The sequence below is a fragment of the Paraburkholderia oxyphila NBRC 105797 genome (assembly GCF_000685075.1).
GTDB lineage: Bacteria > Pseudomonadota > Gammaproteobacteria > Burkholderiales > Burkholderiaceae > Paraburkholderia > Paraburkholderia oxyphila.
On the sequence record NZ_BAYD01000038.1, the window covers coordinates 1 to 20,764 of the forward strand.

The 20,764-nt window shown below is 67.0% G+C and carries 19 protein-coding genes; 16 read left to right on the top strand and 3 right to left on the bottom strand.

Translation table 11 applies throughout. From position 1 onward, the window contains the following. Window positions 1-163 precede the first annotated feature (163 nt). On the top strand, window positions 164-1,231 hold the full coding sequence (gene leuB / locus BO1_RS22790; RefSeq protein ID WP_028219529.1) for a 3-isopropylmalate dehydrogenase: 1,068 nt from the start codon (window positions 164-166) through the stop codon (window positions 1,229-1,231). Window positions 1,232-1,263: 32 nt separating this feature from the next. On the opposite strand, the gene BO1_RS22795 is transcribed toward leuB, so the two are convergent. Continuing rightward, window positions 1,264-1,524 carry a hypothetical protein gene (locus BO1_RS22795; RefSeq protein WP_156992366.1) on the bottom strand — a complete coding sequence of 87 codons (261 nt, stop codon included), beginning with the start codon at window positions 1,522-1,524 and terminating at the stop codon, window positions 1,264-1,266. Window positions 1,525-1,613: 89 nt separating this feature from the next. Between BO1_RS22795 and asd the strand changes: the two genes are divergently transcribed. The 14 genes from asd (at window position 1,614) to BO1_RS22865 (ending at window position 18,345) form a co-directional block, all read left to right on the top strand. After that, window positions 1,614-2,735 carry an aspartate-semialdehyde dehydrogenase gene (gene asd / locus BO1_RS22800; protein ID WP_028219531.1) on the top strand — a complete coding sequence of 374 codons (1,122 nt, stop codon included), beginning with the start codon at window positions 1,614-1,616 and terminating at the stop codon, window positions 2,733-2,735. Window positions 2,736-2,996: 261 nt separating this feature from the next. Then, window positions 2,997-5,453 carry a FimV/HubP family polar landmark protein gene (locus tag BO1_RS52275; protein WP_043286006.1) on the top strand — a complete coding sequence of 819 codons (2,457 nt, stop codon included), beginning with the start codon at window positions 2,997-2,999 and terminating at the stop codon, window positions 5,451-5,453. A 16-nt stretch (window positions 5,454-5,469) separates the two neighbouring features. Further along, window positions 5,470-6,273: a tRNA pseudouridine(38-40) synthase TruA gene (gene truA, locus BO1_RS22810; protein ID WP_028219532.1), complete on the top strand. Its 804-nt coding sequence runs from the start codon at window positions 5,470-5,472 to the stop codon at window positions 6,271-6,273. A 140-nt stretch (window positions 6,274-6,413) separates the two neighbouring features. Next, window positions 6,414-7,100 carry a phosphoribosylanthranilate isomerase gene (locus tag BO1_RS22815; RefSeq protein ID WP_028219533.1) on the top strand — a complete coding sequence of 229 codons (687 nt, stop codon included), beginning with the start codon at window positions 6,414-6,416 and terminating at the stop codon, window positions 7,098-7,100. Between the two features lie 59 nt (window positions 7,101-7,159). Then, on the top strand, window positions 7,160-8,353 hold the full coding sequence (trpB, locus tag BO1_RS22820) for a tryptophan synthase subunit beta (protein ID WP_028219534.1): 1,194 nt from the start codon (window positions 7,160-7,162) through the stop codon (window positions 8,351-8,353). A gap of 21 nt (window positions 8,354-8,374) precedes the next feature. Continuing rightward, the gene (locus BO1_RS22825; protein WP_028219535.1) at window positions 8,375-9,295 is read left to right on the top strand and encodes a DNA-methyltransferase; all 921 of its coding nucleotides are present in this window, start codon (window positions 8,375-8,377) and stop codon (window positions 9,293-9,295) included. Between the two features lie 58 nt (window positions 9,296-9,353). Then, a complete protein-coding gene (gene trpA, locus BO1_RS22830) occupies window positions 9,354-10,169 on the top strand; it encodes a tryptophan synthase subunit alpha (RefSeq protein ID WP_028219536.1) in 816 nt (271 codons plus the stop codon). 161 nt (window positions 10,170-10,330) lie between these two features. After that, entirely contained in the window at window positions 10,331-11,203 is an 873-nt protein-coding gene (accD, locus tag BO1_RS22835; RefSeq protein WP_028219537.1) for an acetyl-CoA carboxylase, carboxyltransferase subunit beta, read from the top strand. Window positions 11,204-11,441: 238 nt separating this feature from the next. Next, window positions 11,442-12,752: a bifunctional tetrahydrofolate synthase/dihydrofolate synthase gene (folC, locus tag BO1_RS22840; RefSeq protein ID WP_028219538.1), complete on the top strand. Its 1,311-nt coding sequence runs from the start codon at window positions 11,442-11,444 to the stop codon at window positions 12,750-12,752. A 48-nt stretch (window positions 12,753-12,800) separates the two neighbouring features. Next, window positions 12,801-13,736: an SPOR domain-containing protein gene (locus BO1_RS22845; protein WP_028219539.1), complete on the top strand. Its 936-nt coding sequence runs from the start codon at window positions 12,801-12,803 to the stop codon at window positions 13,734-13,736. Between the two features lie 9 nt (window positions 13,737-13,745). Continuing rightward, on the top strand, window positions 13,746-14,240 hold the full coding sequence (locus BO1_RS22850; RefSeq protein WP_028219540.1) for a CvpA family protein: 495 nt from the start codon (window positions 13,746-13,748) through the stop codon (window positions 14,238-14,240). A gap of 168 nt (window positions 14,241-14,408) precedes the next feature. Next, window positions 14,409-15,953 carry an amidophosphoribosyltransferase gene (gene purF, locus BO1_RS22855; protein WP_028219541.1) on the top strand — a complete coding sequence of 515 codons (1,545 nt, stop codon included), beginning with the start codon at window positions 14,409-14,411 and terminating at the stop codon, window positions 15,951-15,953. 303 nt (window positions 15,954-16,256) lie between these two features. Continuing rightward, complete coding sequence (locus tag BO1_RS22860; RefSeq protein WP_028219542.1) at window positions 16,257-17,453, top strand: O-succinylhomoserine sulfhydrylase; 1,197 nt, start codon at window positions 16,257-16,259, stop codon at window positions 17,451-17,453. A gap of 7 nt (window positions 17,454-17,460) precedes the next feature. Continuing rightward, on the top strand, window positions 17,461-18,345 hold the full coding sequence (locus tag BO1_RS22865; RefSeq protein WP_028219543.1) for an MOSC domain-containing protein: 885 nt from the start codon (window positions 17,461-17,463) through the stop codon (window positions 18,343-18,345). Window positions 18,346-18,360: 15 nt separating this feature from the next. On the opposite strand, the gene BO1_RS22870 is transcribed toward BO1_RS22865, so the two are convergent. Together BO1_RS22870 and BO1_RS22875 are read right to left on the bottom strand one after the other, a co-directional pair. After that, window positions 18,361-19,197, bottom strand: a complete 837-nt coding sequence (locus BO1_RS22870; protein ID WP_028219544.1) for an AraC family transcriptional regulator — start codon at window positions 19,195-19,197, stop codon at window positions 18,361-18,363. A gap of 57 nt (window positions 19,198-19,254) precedes the next feature. Further along, window positions 19,255-19,596 (bottom strand): FKBP-type peptidyl-prolyl cis-trans isomerase, encoded by a 342-nt coding sequence (locus BO1_RS22875; RefSeq protein ID WP_028219545.1) that lies wholly within the window; start codon window positions 19,594-19,596, stop codon window positions 19,255-19,257. A gap of 312 nt (window positions 19,597-19,908) precedes the next feature. Here BO1_RS22875 and BO1_RS22880 point away from each other — a divergent pair, with 312 nt between their 5' ends. After that, window positions 19,909-20,670, top strand: coding sequence for a sensor histidine kinase (locus BO1_RS22880; protein WP_028219546.1), 762 nt, complete (start codon window positions 19,909-19,911; stop codon window positions 20,668-20,670). Window positions 20,671-20,764 lie beyond the last annotated feature (94 nt).

The following is a 20,764-nucleotide window of genomic DNA, read 5'->3' on the forward strand; positions in this document are numbered from 1 at the left end:
CTTGCGGCCCGCCGCGAAAACAAGTTAAGGCCAAAGAGCAATAGCACCGAAGTCCCGAGCGCAAGACCCCAGGCGCGAGCCTGTCCAAACAACCCAAATCGAGCATCGGCGCGCAAAGCGCACCCCACCCCACCCAACACAACCCCTATCGAGGAATCAAGAGATGAAGATTGCAGTGTTGCCGGGCGACGGCATCGGTCCCGAGATCATCAAGGAAGCCGTCAAGGTCCTCAACGCCCTCGGCGAGAAGTTCGAGCTCGAAGAAGCGCCCGTAGGCGGCGCAGGCTACGAAGCAAGCGGCCATCCGCTGCCCGAAGCGACACTCGCGCTCGCAAAGGCCGCGGACGCGATCCTCTTCGGCGCCGTGGGCGACTGGAAGTACGACAAGCTCGAGCGCGCGCTGCGCCCGGAGCAAGCCATTCTGGGCCTGCGCAAGCACCTGGAGCTCTTCGCGAACTTCCGCCCGGCGATCTGCTACCCGCAACTCACGGGCGCTTCGTCGCTGAAGCCGGAAATCGTCTCGGGCCTCGACATCCTGATCGTGCGCGAACTCAACGGCGATATCTACTTCGGCCAGCCGCGCGGCACGCGCGAGGCGCCGGACGGCAACTTCAAGGGCGCGCGCGAAGGCTTCGACACCATGCGCTACGCGGAGCCCGAAGTGCGCCGCATCGCCCACGTGGCCTTCCAGGCCGCCCAAAAGCGCCAGAAGAAGCTCACCTCGGTCGACAAGGCCAACGTGCTCGAAACCTCGCAGTTCTGGAAAGACATCATGATCGATGTCTCGAAGGAGTACCCGGACGTCGAGCTCTCGCACATGTACGTCGATAACGCAGCCATGCAGCTCGTGAAGGCGCCCAAGGCGTTCGACGTGGTCGTCACCGGCAACATGTTCGGCGATATCCTCTCCGATGAAGCCGCCATGCTCACGGGCTCGATCGGCATGCTGCCCTCGGCCTCGCTCGACAAGAACAACAAGGGCCTGTACGAGCCCTCGCACGGCTCGGCACCCGACATCGCGGGCAAGGGCATCGCCAATCCGCTCGCGACCATCCTCTCGGCCGCCATGATGCTGCGCTATTCGCTCGGCCGCGCCGAGCAGGCGGAGCGCATCGAGAACGCGGTGAAGAAGGTGCTCGAACAAGGCTATCGCACTGGCGACATCATCACACCGGACTGCAAGCAGGTCGGCACGGCAGCAATGGGCGACGCAGTGGTCGCGGCGCTGTAAAGCTGTCGTAAAAGGGTACGCTTGGGCAGTATTCAGGCGTGCCCTTTTTTCAGATGTCCCGAGCAATGTTTTGAGATGCGCGCGGATGCAAGGCGCGCAGCGGCGGCGCGGCCAAGGCCCGTCGCAAATAACGGAAAATGCGGGTAAGCCCCGCGCGAAATTACGGTTTTCGTGTATATTGTCCCGATGGCGACGATCCCCCAGATCACTTCTGTTTCGAATATCCACGGCACGGCCCGTGTGATTACGCTCGCCATCACCACGAAAACGATTATTACCAAAACGATCATCACTCGTTGATCGCTCGTCGTGCCCGCTCATCTTCCCCGCGCGGCCACGCCGGGCGAGCGAAGCGGGGAAGTGTCCATTTCAAGGGTTAATCATGAACGTAGGTCTCGTAGGTTGGCGCGGCATGGTCGGCAGCGTGCTGATGCAGCGCATGCAGGAAGAACGCGATTTCGACCTGATCGAACCGGTGTTTTTCAGCACCAGTAACGCAGGCGGCGCAGCGCCGTCGTTCGCCAAAAACGAGACGAAGCTCAAGGACGCCAACAGCGTCGACGAGCTCAAGAAGTGCGACATCATCATTACCTGCCAGGGCGGCGACTACACCAACGAGGTGTATCCGAAGCTGCGCGCGGCAGGCTGGAACGGCTACTGGATCGACGCGGCCTCGGCGCTGCGCATGAAGGACGACGCGGTCATCATCCTCGACCCGGTCAACCTCGACGTCATCAAGGACGCGCTCGTCAAGGGCCAGAAGGATTTCATCGGCGGCAACTGCACGGTCAGCCTCATGCTGATGGCGCTCGGCGGCCTGTTCCGCGAGAACCTCGTCGACTGGATGACGGCCATGACCTATCAGGCCGCTTCGGGCGCGGGCGCGCAGAACATGCGCGAGCTGCTCGCGCAAATGGGCGCGCTCAATGCGGCGGTCGCGACCGACCTCGCGAACCCGTCGTCGGCGATTCTCGACATCGACCGCAAGGTGCTCGCCACCATGAACAGCGACGCCATGCCGACCGCCCATTTCGGCGTGCCGCTCGCGGGCTCGCTGATCCCCTGGATCGACAAGGACCTCGGCAACGGCATGTCGAAGGAAGAGTGGAAGGGCGGCGCCGAAACCAACAAGATCCTCGGCAAGCCGGCCATGGGCGAGCCGGGCTCGATTCCGGTCGACGGTCTGTGCGTGCGCATCGGCGCGATGCGCTGCCACTCGCAGGCGCTCACCATCAAGCTCAAGAAGGACGTGCCGCTCGACGAGATCGACGGCATCCTCGCCTCGGCCAACGACTGGGTCAAGGTCGTGCCGAACCAGCGCGAAGTCTCGATGCGCGAACTGTCGCCGGCAGTCGTCACGGGCACCCTCTCGGTGCCGGTCGGCCGCCTGCGCAAGCTCGCGATGGGCGGCGAGTATCTGTCCGCCTTCACGGTCGGCGACCAGCTGCTGTGGGGCGCCGCCGAGCCATTGCGCCGCATGCTGCGCATTCTGCTCGACAAGTGAATGAATTAAACTACGCGCCTGATGACGCGTAGACAGGGTGATAAAAGCGCCGCGCCTGTCGCGGCGCTTTTTTATTTCCGGTTGATTTCCGGAAACTGGCGATGGCCAGTGCGCCCGCACGCAACGAATTTCCGTTTCATCGACTGCCGCGCGAGCGGTGTGCCAGGGCATCTGATGATCGTTCGATTTGATTCCGTTAACAACCTGAATTTGAAGGCGCGGCGTATCGCCGTTGCCGTTTCTGCCGCGGCGATGGCCGCCATGGCCGGTACCGCCGGCGTGGCGCACGCGCAAGGCGGCGCCAAGACGGCAACAACCGCGGCAACAACCGCTGCGCCTGCAGCGGCTCAAGCAATGGCGCAAGCAGCGACGAGCGGTGCGGCCGCTGCCGCTGCCGCGTCGGGCGCTTCCGCCGCCGCCGCGGCGCTGCCCGTGATCGGCCAGTACACCGTCCGCGCGGGGCAGTCGCTGCACGATGTGGCCGTCGATGTCACGCAGTCGCACGACAAGACGGTGCTCGCGCGCGCGAGCCAGGCGCTGTTCGAAGCGAATCCCGCGGCGTTCATGAAACACGATCCGAGCCGCCTCCGGGTGGGCGCCGTGCTGAACGTGCCGGGCACGCCCGATATGGCCAGCGCCGCTGCCGCTGCTTCGGCGCCTGCGGCAGGAGCTTCGGCAGTGGCGCCTGCCGCTGCGGCGAGTGCTCCGGCTGCGGCGCCTGGCGCTGCCCTGGCTTCTGGTGCCATGGGCGCCAGTTCCGCGATCCATGCCGCGGCCACTGCGGCTGCTTCCGCTAGCGCTGCAGCAGGCGCAAGCGCCGGCACGGCAGCGAATGCCGGCGCGGTCGCGGCGAGCGCTGCGGCTGCTGCGTCGGCGTCCATGGAGGCCGGTGCGAGCGCGGCGAATGCGGTGGCGGCGTCCGGCGCTTCGGCCGCAGCGAACGCGAGCGCGGCGCCCGCATCAGCTAGTGACGCCCATTCGTGGAGCGGCGCCATCCAGGCCGCACCGGCCGCAGGCGCGGCATCGGGTGCATCCGCCACGCCGGGCGCGGCGGCATCGGCGCCCGTCAAGGTGTCGAGCCTGCAGCAGTTGCTCGCGCTCAAGAATCGCGTGCTGATGGCGTTGCAGCAGCACGGCATCGGCAAGCAGGCGCCAGTGGCCGGCGCTCCGGCCGGGACGGCGGGTGCGCAGGGCGGTGCCGCCGCGGGTGGCGCGGCGCTGGGCGCAAATGGCGCGCAGCCTGAAGTCTCGCCGGTGACGCTGGGCGTTGTGGCTGCGCTCGTGCTGGCTTTCGTCGCGCTGATCGTGCGCCTGCTCATGCGCAAGCGCCGCAAGCTGGCGCCTGCGGCCGATGCCGCCAACGCGCGGGCGCTGGACGTGCCGCCTTCGTCCGCCGTCTCGACCGCCACGCCAACCCCCGCGCCCCCGCCGGCGCGCGAGGATGCACCGGTGCCGCCCGAATCGTTCGCGCAGCCGGCTGCGCCGTTGTCGGCCGGCGCGGTTGCAGCCACCGCAGCCGCCATGGAAGCCGCCAAGGCCGCCGAGGCGGCCAGGGTACAAGCCGAGGCGCCCCCGCACGACGCCGCGCTCGACCGCGCCACGGATGCCGCGAGCCTGTCGGCCGCCGCCGAACTGGGCGGCGAGGCGCTGCCTCCGCTGGGGTTCGAGGCGCCGCACGGCGCCGCGCAGGACGGTCCCGCGGAACTGCGCGCGGACCGCGTGGAGCACGGCACGCACCCGCACGGCGTCGAGCCCGGCGAGCCGCAATCGCTCGCCGACGCAACCGATGCCGCGAGCTTTGCCGCCGCAGCGGAGCTGGGCGCGTCCGCATTGCCGCCCGAAGGGCTGGCGGGGCTGCGCACCGTGGGCGAAATGGAGGAGCTGGCCCGCCAGGCCGAAGCGCAGGACCAGGCCGAAGCGGAGGACCAGGCCAAGGCCAAGGCTGATGCCGCACACGAGGCAGCCAATGCCGAACCACGCCCGATCGAACTGACGATCCCGGGCGCCCCGGCCGAACCGCACGTGCCCGTCGCCCACGAGCCCCCGGCGCCCGACGCGCCGACCGAACCTGAGGCGCCTGCTGAGACCGCAGCGCCGCATCTGCACGCGCCCGCGATCCCGGGCGACGAGGCCGCGCCCGAAGCGTCGCCAGAAGCGTTTGCAGCACCCGCTGTCCCACTAGAACAAAAAGTAGAAATGCCCCATCAGGAAGTACCGAAGCTGGAAGTCCCGCAGGAGTTTCCGAAGTCCGCCGTCGACGCCCTTGGCGGCCTCGACATGCCGCTGCCGCCGCGCGTCGAAACGCCCGAGCCCATGCCCGGCATGCCGATCTCGACGGAGCCGGTCGCGACGCCCGAGACCATCGCGCGTCAATCGCTGCCATTTGTCCTGCCGCCCGTGCCGCCGGCCGGCGAGGCCATCGAAGCAGGCACCGCGGGCGCAGGGGCGATCGCGGGCCTGGGCGCGCCGCGCTTCGGCGCGCTCACGCTCGATTTCGACCTGAATCTGCCGGCCGATTCGGCCGAGCCACTGCCGGTCTTCACGCCCGATCAGCTCTCGCGCATCGCCCGCAACAAGCTCGACCTCGCGCACGAGTACATCGCGCTTGGCGACCTGTCGGGCGCCCGCACGCTGATCAACGAAGTGATCGAGTCGAACGACCACGCCACGCGCGCCGACGCGCAGGCGCTGCTGTCGACGCTCTCGCCGCTGTCCTGACGCCGACGCCCGCCATATGCGTATCGCGCTAGGAATCCAGTACGACGGGGCCGCGTTCTGCGGCTGGCAATCGCAACCGCACGGCAAGACGGTGCAGGACGCGCTCGAACGCGCGCTGCGCGAGTTCGCGACCGTGCCGCTGCCCACGGTCGTGGCGGGCCGCACCGACACGGGCGTGCACGGCCTCGGCCAGGTCGTGCACTTCGACACCGATCTCGACCGCGCGCCGTTTTCGTGGGTGCGCGGCACCAACGCGTTTCTGCCATCGACGGTAGCCGTGCAGTGGGCGCAGCCGATGCCCGAGGCGTTCCACGCGCGTTTTTCGGCGTTCGAGCGCACGTACTATTACGCGCTCTACGTGAACGCGGTGCGCTCGCCGATGCTGGCGGGCCGTGCGGGCTGGATCCACACGCCGCTCGACGTCGACGCGATGTGCGAGGCCGCTGCCTGCCTGATCGGCGAGCATGATTTTTCGGCGTTCCGCTCGTCCGAATGCCAGTCGAAGACGCCCGTGAAGCACCTGTATCAGATCGACATCCGGCCCCTCGGCGATTTCATTCACTTTCGCTTCCGCGCGAACGCCTTTCTTCACCACATGGTGCGCAACCTGATGGGCTGCCTCGTGGCGGTGGGGCGGGGCCGTTATCCGGCCGCGTGGATGGCCGAGGTACTGGCCGGGCTCGATCGCACGAAGGCCGCGCCGACCTTCATGCCGGATGGCCTGTATCTCGCGCAAGTAGGCTATCCTGATGAGTTCGCAGTACCTGCGGCGCATACGGCGAGTGTGCCGTGGAGCACGGTCTGGACCGACGCCCCCTGACGTCGCCCGCATCCGGTTCCAAAATTACGCAATTGCGCCGTAAAGCGGCGCGAAGATCGTGCAAAAAGCGTCGTGCAGCGCCGAGCAAAAGCCGCCGCGCAAAACCTGAAACAGCCAGACAAGCCATCGAGCCTCAACCCATGACGCCAGCCGAGCAACCTGCCACCGCCGCCACGCACCGCACGCGCATCAAGCTGTGCGGGCTTTCGACGCCCGAGGCGGTTGCGCACGCCATCGACCTGGGCGCCGATGCCATCGGGCTCGTGTTCTATCCGCCGAGTTCGCGCTCGGTGAGCGTGGCCCAGGCCGTCGAGCTCACCCACGACATTCCGCCCTTCGTCTCGGTCGTGGGCCTCTTCGTGAACGCCACGCCGCAATGGATCGGCGAGGTGGCGAGCAACGTCTCGCTCACGCTGCTGCAGTTCCACGGCGACGAAACGCCCGAGCAGTGCGAGTCGCTGGCCTCGGTTGCCGGTTTGCCCTGGTTGCGCGCATTGCGGGTGGCGGCCGATACTCGCGAGGCCGATTTGATAGAATCGGCAAACCGTTATTCATCAGCCAGCGGCCTGCTTTTCGACACCCATGTCGAAGGCTACGGCGGCGGCGGGAAGGTCTTCGATTGGTCACTTATCCCCGCAGGGCTCGCGCGTCGGGCCGTTTTGAGTGGTGGCTTGAACGCGCAAAACGTCAGTGATGCGATTCGCCAGGTGCGTCCGTTCGCCGTCGATGTCTCCAGTGGCATCGAGGTACCGGGCGCCAGGGGCGTGAAAGATCACGCCCGCATGGCGGCGTTCGTGCGCGCAGTGCGCGAAGCGGACGCGGGATAATTTCTTGGGCCAGCCAGCCTTTGCGCAACGCAAGGCGCCCTGGCCTCAGCGAGTGACTTATGTACAATTTGCCCGATGAACGTGGCCATTTCGGCCCTTATGGCGGCGTGTTCGCTGCCGAAACCCTCATGCAGGCGATCGACGAACTGCGCGACGCCTACGCGAAATTCAAGGACGATCCCGACTTCCGCGCCGAATATGAGCGCGAGTTGAAGCATTTTGTCGGCCGTCCGTCGCCGATTTATCACGCGCAGCGCTGGAGCGAGCTGCTGGGCGGCGCGCAGGTCTATCTGAAGCGCGAAGACCTGAATCACACCGGCGCGCACAAGGTGAACAACGTGATTGGCCAGGCGTTGCTCGCCAAGCGCATGGGCAAGCCGCGCGTGATCGCGGAAACCGGCGCTGGCCAGCACGGCGTGGCCACCGCGACCATCGCGGCGCGCTTCGGCATGGAGTGCGTGGTCTACATGGGCGCCGAGGACGTGCGCCGCCAGGCCGCCAACGTCTACCGCATGAAGCTGCTGGGCGCGACCGTGGTTCCGGTCGAATCAGGCTCGCGCACGCTCAAGGACGCGCTCAACGAAGCCATGCGCGACTGGGTCACCAACGTCGAAAACACCTTCTACATCATCGGCACCGTGGCGGGCCCGCACCCGTACCCGATGATGGTGCGCGACTTCCAGCGCGTGATCGGCGACGAATGCCGCGTGCAGATGCCGGAAATGACGGGTCGCCAGCCCGACGCCGTGATCGCGTGCGTGGGCGGCGGTTCGAACGCGATGGGCATCTTTTACCCGTATATCGAGGATAGTTCGGTGCAGTTGATCGGTGTCGAGCCCGCCGGCGACGGCATGGAGACGGGCCGTCACGCGGCCTCGCTCGCGGCCGGCACGCCGGGCGTGCTGCACGGCAACCGCACCTATCTGCTGCAGGACGAGAACGGCCAGATCATCGAGACGCACTCGGTCTCGGCGGGCCTCGACTACCCCGGCGTCGGTCCCGAGCACGCGTGGCTCAAGGACAGCGGCCGCGCGCAGTACGTGACCATCGACGACGAGGAAGCGCTCAAGGCGTTCCACGACTGCTGCCGCATCGAAGGCATCATTCCGGCGCTCGAATCGAGCCACGCGCTCGCGTACGCGGCGAAGCTCGCGCCTACGCTGCCCAAGGACAGGGTTCTGCTGGTGAACCTGTCGGGCCGCGGCGACAAGGACATGCACACGGTCGCCGAGCGATCGGGCATCCAGTTCTGAGCGCCCGGAGCGACACAAGCGATGCGTGACGAGTTCGACGAGCCGCAGATGCCGGTGCCCGTGGGCGAGGCCGGTGCCGAGGCGACCGCTTCCGTAGCGGCCGCCGAAGCGCCAGCCGAGGTGCCCCCGGTGCCTGCCGTGCCCGATGGCATCCGGCTCCTGAACCGCGATTTTCTGACCGATGCGGCGAACCTGCCCGACGCCTCGATCGATTTGATCGTCGCCGACCCGCCTTATGGGCTCGGCAAGGACTACGGCAACGACTCCGACATGCGCTCGGGCGAGGACTTCCTCACCTGGACGTACGAGTGGCTCGACCTGGCAATTCCAAAGCTCAAGGCGAGCGGCTCGCTCTATGTGTTCTGCACCTGGCAATACGCGCCCGAGATCTTCGTTTATCTGAAGTCGAAGATGACGATGATTAACGAGATCGTCTGGGATCGCCGCGTACCCAGCATGGGCGGCACGACCCGCCGCTTTACCTCGGTGCATGACAACATCGGTTTCTTCGCGGTCTCGAAGGATTATTACTTCGATCTCGATCCCGTCCGCATCCCGTACGATGCCGCCACGAAGAAGGCGCGTTCGCGCAAGTTGTTCGAAGGCAGCAAGTGGCTCGAGCTCGGCTACAACCCCAAGGACGTCTGGTCCGTCTCGCGGCTGCACCGGCAGCACGCCGAGCGCGTGGATCATCCCACCCAGAAGCCCCTTGAGATCGTCGAGCGCATGGTGCTCGCGAGCTGCCCGCCGGGCGGCCGCGTGCTGGACCCGTTCATGGGCAGCGGCACCACGGCAGTTGCTTGCGCACGTCACAAGCGCGAATTCGTCGGCTATGAAATTAACGAAAGTTACTGCGCGATCGCGCGCGAACGTGTGAGCGCGGCCGCAATGGCTGCCGCCACGCACGCCGCCGCGGCCGTGATCGATGCGGCAGGCGCATGACGCGCCCCCGCCGCCGGCTCGCGCCGCGCGGTAACGACCGAATCTGAGGACCCTTGTTATGTCCCGCATCAAAACCACGTTCGAGGCGCTCGCCGCCGCCAACAAGAAAGGCCTGATCCCGTTCATGACCGCCGGCGACCCCGATCCGGCGCGCACGGTCGAATTCATGCATGCGCTCGCCGCCGGCGGCGCCGACGTGATCGAACTCGGCGTGCCGTTCTCGGACCCGATGGCTGACGGCCCGGTGATCCAGCAATCCTCCGAGCGCGCGCTCGAGAAGGGCGTGACGCTCAAGAGCGTGCTCGCCGACGTCAAGCGTTTCCGCGAAACCGACAACCAGACGCCCGTCGTGCTGATGGGCTACGCGAACCCGATCGAGCGCATGGGCGCTGACGCATTCGCCACGGCCGCGAAGGCCGCGGGCGTGGATGGCGTGCTGGTGGTCGACTATCCGCCCGAGGAGTCGACGGAATTTGCCGCGAAGATGAAGGCCGCCGACATCGACCCGATCTTCCTGCTCGCGCCCACTTCCACCGACGAGCGCATCGCCGAAGTGGGCCGCGCCGCGAGCGGCTATGTCTATTACGTCTCGCTCAAGGGCGTGACGGGCGCCGCGAACCTCGACGTCGCGAGCATCGCGAGTAAAATCCCGGCGATCAAGGCGCGCGTGCCGCTGCCGGTCGGCGTCGGCTTCGGCATTCGCGACGCGCAAACCGCCGCCGCCGTGGCCCAGGTATCCGATGCCGTCGTGATCGGCAGCCGTATCGTGCAACTGCTCGAGCAGGCGCCGGCCGAGACCGCCGCCGAGGCGCTCACGCAATTCGTGAGCGACATTCGGACCGCGCTTGATGCGGTATCGGACAACGCGAAATGAGACTGCTGTAAAATCGCTTTTTCGCCATGCGCGGTCGGGGTCGGAACCCGGTCTATCGAGACCCGATCGAATGACGTCGCCATTGCGCCTGCTGCCATTGCAGGCCGATTTGCAACGACCGTCCGCCGCGCCCGCGCATCACGAACAAGGAATCAATATTCATGAGCTGGCTCGATAAACTGCTGCCGCCCAAGATCAAGCAAACCGATCCGAAAAGCCGCAAGAGCATTCCGGAAGGTCTGTGGATCAAGTGCCCGTCATGCGAAGCGGTCCTCTACCGCAACGACGTGGAAGCGAATTTGCACGTCTGTCCGAAGTGCGATCACCACATGCGCATCAACGCGCGCGAGCGTCTGGACGGTCTGCTCGATCCGGAAGGCCGCTATGAAATCGGCCAGGAAATCGTGCCGGTCGACGCGCTGAAGTTCAAGGACAGCCGCAAGTACCCCGACCGCATCAAGGAAGCGATGGACGACACCGGCGAAACCGACGCCATGGTCGTCATGGGCGGCGCGATCCACACGCTGCCGTGCGTGGTCGCCTGCTTCGAGTTCGCGTTCATGGGCGGCTCGATGGGCTCGGTGGTGGGCGAGCGCTTCGCACGCGGCGCGCAGAACGCGCTCGAGCAGCAAGTGCCGTTCATCTGCTTCACGGCTTCCGGTGGCGCGCGCATGCAGGAAAGCCTGCTCTCGCTCATGCAGATGGCCAAGACCACGGCCATGCTCACGAAGCTCTCGGACGCCAAGCTGCCGTTCATCTCCGTGCTGACCGACCCCACGATGGGCGGCGTCTCGGCAAGCTTCGCGTTCCTCGGCGATGTCGTGATCGCGGAACCGAAGGCGCTGATCGGCTTCGCTGGCCCGCGCGTGATCGAGCAGACGGTGCGCGAGAAGCTGCCCGAAGGCTTCCAGCGCTCGGAATTCCTGCTGCAGAAGGGCGCCATCGACATGATCGTCGACCGCCGCAAGATGCGCGAAGAAATCGCCCAATTGATGGCGTTGCTGCAGCGACAGCCCGCCGACGCGGTGGCCTGAGTCCCCGCAAGCAGCCGTTAGTGCCGCCGTAAAGGCGAAGCAGCAAAGATAATTGCAAACGTGCGGAACTCGCAGCTTCCGCGCCCTGTCAGACGCGCCGCAAGCGAAAGCAAGCGGCGCGTTGTCATTTCCGCGATAATGCCGTTTTTTCGCAGCGGCTCGCGCGCTTGAACGGCGCGCCGAACCCACGCGCCATTGCACGAACGCACGCAGTGCACGGATTTCCTGAATCGTCCCGATGAGTACTTTTCCTACCCTCGACGCGTGGCTCACGCATCTCGAAACTGCGCATCCGGTCGGCATCGACATGGGTCTCGATCGCATCCGCAAGGTCAAGGAGGCGCTGAACCTGAAGTTCGAATGCCCGATGTTCACGGTCGGCGGCACGAACGGGAAGGGCTCCACCTGCGCGATTCTCGAAACCATCCTGCTGAAGGCGGGCTATCACGTCGGCTGTCATACCTCGCCGCACCTGCTGTCGTTCAACGAGCGTGCGCGCATCGACGGCGCAGAAGCCAGCGACGCCGACCTGCTGCCGCACTTCGAGGCCGTGGAAGCCGCGCGCAACGCGTTCGCCACGCCCGTCTCGCTCACCTACTTCGAGTTCACGACGCTCGCGATCATGCATCTGTTCGCCTCGCGCGGGCTCGACGCCGTGATCTTCGAAGTCGGTCTCGGTGGGCGCCTCGACGCCGTGAACGTCCTCGACACCGACTGCGCGGTCATCACCAGCATCGACCTCGACCACACCGAGTATCTCGGCGACACGCGCGAGAAGATCGCCTTCGAAAAGGCCGGCATCTTCCGCGCCGGCAGGCCGGCGATCTGCGCGGACCCGTTGCCGCCGCAGTCGCTCATCGATCATGCACAAGCCATCGGCGCCGACCTGTGGCTGTTCGGCCGCGATTTCCGCTATGAAGGCCAGGCCGGCAGCGAGCGCCAGCAATGGAACTACGTGGGCCGCTCGCAGCGGCGTTCGGCGCTTGCGTACCCCGCGCTGCGCGGCGCGAATCAGCTGATCAATACCTCGGCGGCGCTCGCCGCGCTCGAATCGATGCGCGATCGCCTGCCGGTGTCGGCGCAGGACATTCGCCTCGGCCTCGCCAATGTGGAGTTGCCGGGCCGCTTCCAGGTGTTGCCGGGCAAGCCGCAGATCATCCTCGACGTGGGCCACAATCCGCACGCCGCTGCCGTGCTCGGGCAAAATCTTTCCAGCATGGGGTATTTTCCGTACACGTACGCGGTGTTTGGCGCCATGCGCGACAAGGACATCGCGGGCGTGATCGCGCACCTGAAGGGCGAGATCGACCACTGGTGCGTGACCGACCTGCCGTTGCCGCGTGCGGCTTCGGCGCAACAGCTTGAAGACGTGTTGCGCGATGCGGGCGTGGAAGACGGGCCCGACAGCAGCGTTACGCGTTATGAAACGCCCGCCGCGGCGTTTCAAGATGCGCTAAAACGGGCGACTGAAAATGATAGAATTATCGTTTTCGGAAGTTTTTTGACGGTTGCCGGCGTCATGGCCTGGCGAAAGTCGCAGCAGCACTGATCGCGCGGTCCTCTACAGCCGCTACGCACAGGTCAAAAGCAGCCATACATGGGAATTTTCTCGTTCGGCAAGAAAGACGACGCGCCCAGCCGACGCGACGCCGAAGCCGGCTCCCGCCGCCGGAGCAGTCAGAACACGCGCGTGGAGCGTCGCAGCCGCCGGCCGTCCCGCTCCGGCGACGCCGAGGCGATGCTGCTCGATCCCACCTTGCCGGAAAAGCAGCGCGCGCGCCGGCGCCTCGTCGGCGCGATTGCGCTGGTGCTGGCCGCCATCGTGATCCTGCCGATGGTGCTCGACTCGCACCCCAAACCCGTCACCGACGACATCTCCATCGATATTCCGAGCCGCCCGGCGCCGAAGAGCGCCGCGCGCAGCGACGAGGACACCCAGGCGGGCGTCGCCCCGGACAATCCTGCCTCGACTGACGCCGCAATGGGCGTAGCGACGCCCGGCACCTCCGGTCTCGCGGCGGCGGCCTCGGGCGCCGCGCCGGCGCAGACCGCGCAATCGACTCAGGCGGCGCAATCGTCGCAAGCCAAACCGGCGGCGCCGGCCAACGCCGCGCCGGCCGCTCAAACACAAGCTCAAGCGAATCAATCGACCCAGGCCGCGCAGACGTCGCGCAGCACGGCCGCGAAGCCGGCCGCGCCGGCCACGGCGCTCGCGTCGCGCGGCAAGCCGGCCGACTCCGCGACGGCCAGCGCCAACACCGATGACGACTCCGGCGCTCCCGCCGCGCCGCCGGGCGCGCGCTTCGCCGTGCAGCTGGGCGCGTTCAACAGCGACGCCGCCGCGAACAAATGGGTCGCGAAGTTGAAAGCCGCGGGCGTACCCGCATATACCGAGCAACGCAAGGATGCCGACGGCACGACGCAAACGCTGCTGCGCGCGGGTCCGTTCCCGGACCGCGCGTCGGCCACGGAGGCGATCGCGAAGGTGCGCGGCGCGGGCCTGACGGCCGGCTCGAACGCCAACGCCCAATAAGGGCCGCCGATGTTCACGGCATTCGACTACGCTGTAATGGCGGTGATCGGTTTGTCCGCGCTGCGCGGGGCGTGGCGCGGGTTCATCGGCGAAATTTTCGGGCTGATCGGCTGGATCGCGGCGCTCATCGTGGCGTGCCGCTACGTGGACCGCGTGGTGCCCTTTATCCCGGCAAACTGGCCGGGCGGGGCACTGACCCAGTGGCTGATCGCCTTCGCGCTGATCGTGATCGGCGTGGTGCTCGTGGCCGGGGTGGCGAACGCGCTGCTCGGCCGGCTGGTGCAGGTGAGCGGCTTGTCCGGTGTGGACCGCTCGCTCGGCATGATGTTCGGCCTCGTGCGAGGCGTCGTGCTGGTGCTGATTCTCGTCGTCCTCGCGGGACTGACCGAGCTGCCCCAGCAGGACTTCTGGCGCAAGGCGCTGCTGCGGCCGTATGCCGTGCAGGGCGTGCTCGAACTGAAACCGTTTTTGCCCGAGACGCTCGCGGCCTACGTTCACGTCTGATCAGAAGCTGATCGCGTGACGAGAGGCGCAGCCGAACGGCAGTACAGGGCCTGTTATGGGTGTGAACAGGCCCTCGGTACTTCCCGATCATGCGGCGCATTCCGCCGGCCCGGCTGGCCGTCGCGAGCGCACCGTCACTGCTGATTTCGCTTTTTTGAAGGACCTGCCATGTGCGGCATCGTAGGTGTAGTTTCCCGCTCTCCCGTCAATCAGCTCCTCTATGACGCGCTGCTGCTCCTGCAGCACCGTGGTCAGGACGCGGCCGGCATCGCCACCGCGAACGGCAGCACGTTCCACATGCACAAGGCCAACGGCATGGTGCGCGACGTGTTCCGCACGCGCAACATGCGAAGCCTGCCCGGCACCAGCGGCATCGGCCAGGTGCGCTACCCGACGGCCGGCTCGGCATCGAGCGAAGAAGAGGCCCAGCCGTTCTACGTGAACGCGCCGTTCGGCATCGTCCTCGCGCACAACGGCAATCTCACGAACTGGCAACAGCTCAAGGAAGAGATGTTCCGTGTGGACCGCCGCCACATCAACACCCATTCCGACACCGAAGTGCTGCTCAACGTGCTCGCGCACGAAGTGCAGCTCGCGAGCTCGGGCCTCGAGCTCGACCCGGCCGCGCTCTTCAAGGCGGTCTCGGGCGTGCACCGCCGCCTGCGCGGCTCGTACGCGATCGTCTCGCTGATCTCCGGCTACGGCCTGCTCGCGTTCCGCGACCCGTTCGGCATCCGCCCGCTGTGCATCGGCAAGATGGAAACGCCGGAAGGCATCGAGTGGATGGTGGCGTCGGAATCGGTGGCGCTCGAAGGCATCGGCTTCGAGTTCGTGCGCGACGTGCGGCCCGGCGAGGCGGTGTTCATCGACTTCGAGGGCAACTTCCACGCGCAGCAATGTGCCACGGCGCCGAAGCTCAACCCCTGCATTTTTGAACTCGTCTATCTCGCGCGTCCGGACTCGGTGCTCGACGGCGTGCCCGTGTACAACGTGCGTCTGCGCATGGGCGACTACCTCGCCGAGAAGATCCGGCGCGAGCTGCCCGACGTGAAGATCGATGTCGTGATGCCGATTCCCGACTCGTCGCGCCCCGCCGCGATGCAGGTCGCGAAGAAGCTCGGCGTGGAATACCGCGAGGGCTTCTTCAAGAACCGCTACGTGGGCCGCACCTTCATCATGCCGGGCCAGGCCATGCGCAAGAAGTCGGTGCGCCAGAAGCTCAACGCGATGGGCATCGAGTTCAAGGGCAAGAACGTCCTGATCATCGACGACTCGATCGTGCGCGGCACCACCTCGCAGGAAATCGTGCAGATGGCGCGCGACGCCGGCGCGACCAACGTGATCTTCGCTTCGGCGGCGCCGCCCGTGAAGTATCCGAACGTCTACGGCATCGACATGCCCACGCGCGGCGAGCTCGTCGCGCATGGCCGCACGGATGAGGAAGTGGCGCGCATCATCGGCGCGGATCACCTCGTGTATCAGGACGTGGAAGCGCTCAAGCAGGCGGTGCGCGACATCAATCCGGAGCTCACCGGGTTCGAGGCTTCGTGCTTCGACGGCGACTACATCACCGGCGACATCACGAGCGCGTACCTCGACAACATCGAGCTGGCGCGTCTCGCGCCCCAGGCGCAGTCGGACCGCGACGCCGCGAGCGACGCGATGGACGGCGGCACGCGCTCGCAGCTGCACCTGCAGCTCTCGGTGGAGTGAGAGACGGTCGGGGAGCGCGTGCGTTGCGCGCTTCCCGTGCTAGCATGGGGGCTTGCGTCGATTTGATCTCAGCTTGCGGACGCGGGGCAACCCAAAACAGCTAAAGCGAACGGTGCATGCCCGGCCGCCGCTCATTGGCTGCAACGCCCCCGCCTTCCACGCATTTTCAGAGAGCCCGCTTCTGCCGACGCAAAGCGGGCTTTTTTGCGCCTGTGCGCCGCGCTTGTATGTGCTCTTGCGTGCGCTTATGTGCGCGTACTTCGCGGCCCAGGCATGACGGTTCAGGAAACGGAAAACACGAACATGGACGAGAACCTCAACTTCGACACGCTGGCGGTCCGCTCGGGCACGCTGCGCAGCGAGTTCAACGAGCATTCGGAAGCGCTCTACCTCACGTCGAGCTTCTGTTTCGGCAGCGCCGCCGAAGCGGCCGAGCGTTTCAAGAATTCGGAAACGGGCTACACGTACGCACGTTTCACGAACCCGACCGTCACCATGTTCCAGGACCGGCTCGCGGCGCTAGAAGGCGGCGAGGCATGCATGGCCACGGCCTCGGGCATGGCCGCGATCATGTCGGTGGTGATGGCCGCGCTGCAGGCCGGCGACCATATCGTCAGCTCGCAGAGCCTGTTCGGCTCGACGCTCGGCATGTTCTCGCAGATCTTCCCGAGGTTCGGCATCACGACCACCTTCGTCGATCCGAACGATCTCGACGCGTGGAAGAACGCCGTGCGCCCCGAGACGAAGCTGTTCTTCCTCGAGACGCCGTCGAACCCGCTCACCGAAGTGGCCGACATCGAGGCGGTGAGCAAGATCGCGAAGGCGGCGGGCGCGCTGTTCGTCGTCGACAACTGCTTCTGCAGCCCGGCGCTGCAGCAGCCGCTCAAGTTCGGCGCCGATGTCGTGATGCATTCGGCCACCAAGTTCCTCGACGGCCAGGGCCGCGTGCTGGGCGGCGCGCTCGTGGGCTCGAAGCAGTTCATCATGGAGAAGGTGTTTCCGTTCGTGCGCAGCGCGGGCCCGACGCTCTCCGCGTTCAACGCCTGGGTGCTGCTCAAGGGCATGGAGACGCTCTCGCTGCGCGTGGAGAAGCAGTCGGCCAACGCGCTCGAAATCGCGCGCTGGCTCGAAGCGCATCCTGCGGTGAAGCGCGTCTTCTATCCGGGGCTCGAATCGCATCCGCAGCACGCGCTCGCGATGCGCCAGCAGAAGTCGGGCGGCGCGATCGTCTCGTTCGAGCTCAAGGGCGATACGCCCGAGGCGCAGCGCGCGAACGCCTGGCGCGTGATCGACGGCACGAAGGTGTGCTCGATCACCGGCAATCTCGGCGACACGCGCACGACCATCACGCATCCGGCCACGACGACGCATGGCCGCATCACGCCCGAGGCGCGCGCGGCGGCGGGCATCACCGAAGGGCTGATCCGCCTTGCGGTGGGCCTTGAAGATCCACGCGACGTGCGCGCCGATCTCGCGCACGGTCTCGATGCGGCACAGTGAGGTTGCCATGGCCATCATTCGCGCATTGTTCGTTTATCCGGTGAAGTCCTGCGGCGCCATCGCGCTCGATCGCGCGCAACTCGACGTGAAAGGGCTGCAATGGGACCGCCACTGGATGGTGGTCGACGCTTCGGGCCGCTTTGTCTCGCAGCGCGAGATCGCGGCGATGGCGCGCATCGTGCCTGCGTTCGTCGAGGGCGGCGTGCGCCTCACGATGACGGGTCCCGACGCGCCGGTCGATTCGCCGCTGCTTTTGCCGTTCATGCCGCGCGGCAACGAAGCCCGCGTGCAGGCCACGGTCTGGAAGGACACGTTCGAAGCGCTCGACGAAGGCGATGAAGCCGCGCAGTGGTTTTCTCGCGCGCTCGGCGAGCCGGTGCGTCTCGTGCGTTTCGCGCAGGACGTCACGCGTCTCGCAAGCAAGACGTGGACGAACGACGAGGACGTGCCCACGCAATTCGCCGATGGCTTTCCGCTGCTCGTCACGAGCGAGTCGTCGCTGGCGGACCTGAACGCGCGCCTCGTGGCGAAAGGCGCGCCGCCGGTGCCGATGAGCCGCTTTCGTCCGAACATCGTCGTGGACGGCCCGGATGCCTTCGACGAAGACTTCATCGACACGCTTTCGATTGCGGGCGAAGCCGGCTCGCTGGAGGTGGTGCTGCGTTTCGCGAAGCCTTGCGCACGCTGCCCGATCACGACGATCGATCAGCTCACGGGTGAGCGCGATGGCGAGTGGCCGACCGAGCCGCTCGACACGCTCGCGGTGTTCCGCGCCGATCCACGCGTGGACGGCGGCCTCACGTTCGGCCAGAACGCGATGGTCGTGGCGGGCGCGGGCGAGCGTCTCGCGGTGGGCGCGCAGGCCCAGTGGGAATACCGCTTCGAGGAATGAGCGCGCGGCGCTTGATCACACGCTGGATGGTGTTTCCTGGTGCGCAGGCAATGCGCGCCACTGCCCGGGCGCCAGCCCGAAACGCCGCGTGAAGGCGTGTGTGAACGCGCTCTGGTCGCCGAAGCCCACATCGAGGGCGATCTGCGTGAGCGAGTGGCGCGGATCGGCGAGCAGCGTGAGCGAGGTGTCGAGGCGCAGGCGCTGCAGATAGCGATGCGGCGTTTCGCCGAACGCTTCGATAAAGAGCTGATGAAAGCGCCGCATGCCAAAGCCGCAATGGGCGGCCAGATCGGCGATGCGCAGCGGCTCTGCCAGATGCGCGCGCAGCCAGCGGTCGATGCGGGCGAAGTCGAGGCCCGCGGCGGCCTCGAAGGCGTCGCTGCCGGCGAGGCCCGCTTGCGCGAGCACGGCGGCACACAGCTGTGTCGAGGCGTCCCAATGAAAGCGCCGCGCGCGCATCGAGCCGGTGCTTTCGCTCGCGCTGGCGGACTGTGCGGCCCATGCGGCCCGCTGCGCGATCTCGCGCACGAGCTGCGTGAGCGCAGGGTCGATGCGCACGGCGCGCGCCGTGTCGAAGAGCCGCTCGGGCACCGCGAGCGCGGCGGCAGGCAAGTCCAGCACGAGCTGGCGATTCTCGCCGATGCCCGCATAGTCGTGCCGTGCGCCGGCCGGGATCAGCCAGGCGGAATGCTGGTCGATGCGCTCGCCGACACCGTCCACCGTCATCACCATCTCGCCGTCGAGCCCGAGCACGATCTGGTGAAAATCGTGCAGATCGGTTTCCTCGATTGCGCCATAGCAACGCAAGGCGACGCCGGGCGCGTTGACGGGAGTGGAGTGCGGGGAATTCATGGCGGACGATGCCTGCGGGACGAAGCGGCGCGAAGCAGCGCGCGAGCGCAGCAACGCTCAGACGTCGAGCAGTTCCACTTCGAACACGAGCGTGGCGTTCGGCGGAATCACGCCGCCCGCGCCGCGCACGCCGTAGCCGAGTTGCGGCGGGATCGTGAGCTTGCGCACGCCGCCGACCTTCATGCCCTGCACGCCTTCGTCCCAGCCCTTGATGACCATGCCGCCGCCCAGCACGAAGGCGAACGGGTCGTTGCGGTCCTTGCTCGAATCGAACTTCTGGCCGTCCGTCAGCCAGCCGGTGTAGTGCACGCTGACGGTCTGGCCGGCCTTCGCCTCGGCGCCGGTGCCTTCGGTCAGGTCCTCGTACTTGAGGCCGGATGCGGTGGTCACGATAGACATGGAACACTCCTGAATCGGAAAGGGGAAAAGCGCTATTGTAGGCGCTTTGCAGGCCGCGCGAGGCGCGCGGGCCGTGTGCGTGGCTGCCGGTCCGGCGTCCCGAAGCGAGCATGCCTGGTGCCCACCGTGTGCTCGCATTGCGCCGGCACCACGCGGGCACGGCGCATGCGCGCGTATCGGCGTCCGGTGGCGCGAGCCGGGGCGAGATGGCGCGCGGCGCGCATGGCTGCCGCCGCAACGTCGCCGCTATTCGCGCCGCTGCCTATAAAATGGGGCCGACCCGCCCGAGGCGGGCGAAAGAAGAGGAATTCGATGTCGTCCACATCACCCACCCCAAGCGAACGCACGGCACGCCTGTGTGCCGAAGCCGCGCTGTTCATGCGCGACCACGTGCTCTCGCGCGTCTCGCACGACTTGCGCAGTCCGCTGAACGCAATCCATAGCTGGGCCTACGTGCTCGAGCGCAAGATCGACAGTGCCGACGCCGCCGCGCAGCGTGCGCTCGCGGGCATCCGCACCGGCGTCGAGCAGCAGGTGCAACTGCTCGAAACGCTCGTCGATACGACGCGCGCCGAGACGCGCAAGCTGCACGTCGAGCGCGCGCCGTTCGCGCTCGACTCGCTCATCGACGAGACCGTGGAGGAGGCGCGCGGCGCGCTCGCCGATGCGCGCGGCGTGAGCGTCGGCGTGCAGGGCACGCCCACCGGCGCGACGCTCGATGCCGCGCGCGAGCGCATCGGGCAGGCGCTCTGGCTCATGCTGGCGTTCGCGACGGAGGCGAGCGCAGCGGGCGCGGCGGTCTCGCTGAACGTGAGCACCACGGCCACGGCTACCCAATTCGACGTGAACTGGCAGGCGAGCCGCGAAGCGCTCACCGACGCGGCGCTGCCGCACCTGCTCGAACCGTTCGCCCGCGCACAGGCGTGCGAGCCGCAGGAGGCGGGCCGCTGCGCGTGGGTGCTCGCGTTGTGCCAGCGCGTGGCCGAGGCGCACGGCGGGCGCTTCGAGGCGCGGCCGCTCGTGGAGGGCGAGGCCGCTTCGCTCACGCTCAGCGTGCCGATCAGCGGGACCTGAGTGAGCGCTCCGCACGCGCAACGCGCGCAGCCCCTGCCGGATGGCGACCTGTCCAGCCCATCCGCGTCTTACGAGATTCTTTCACCCTTATACT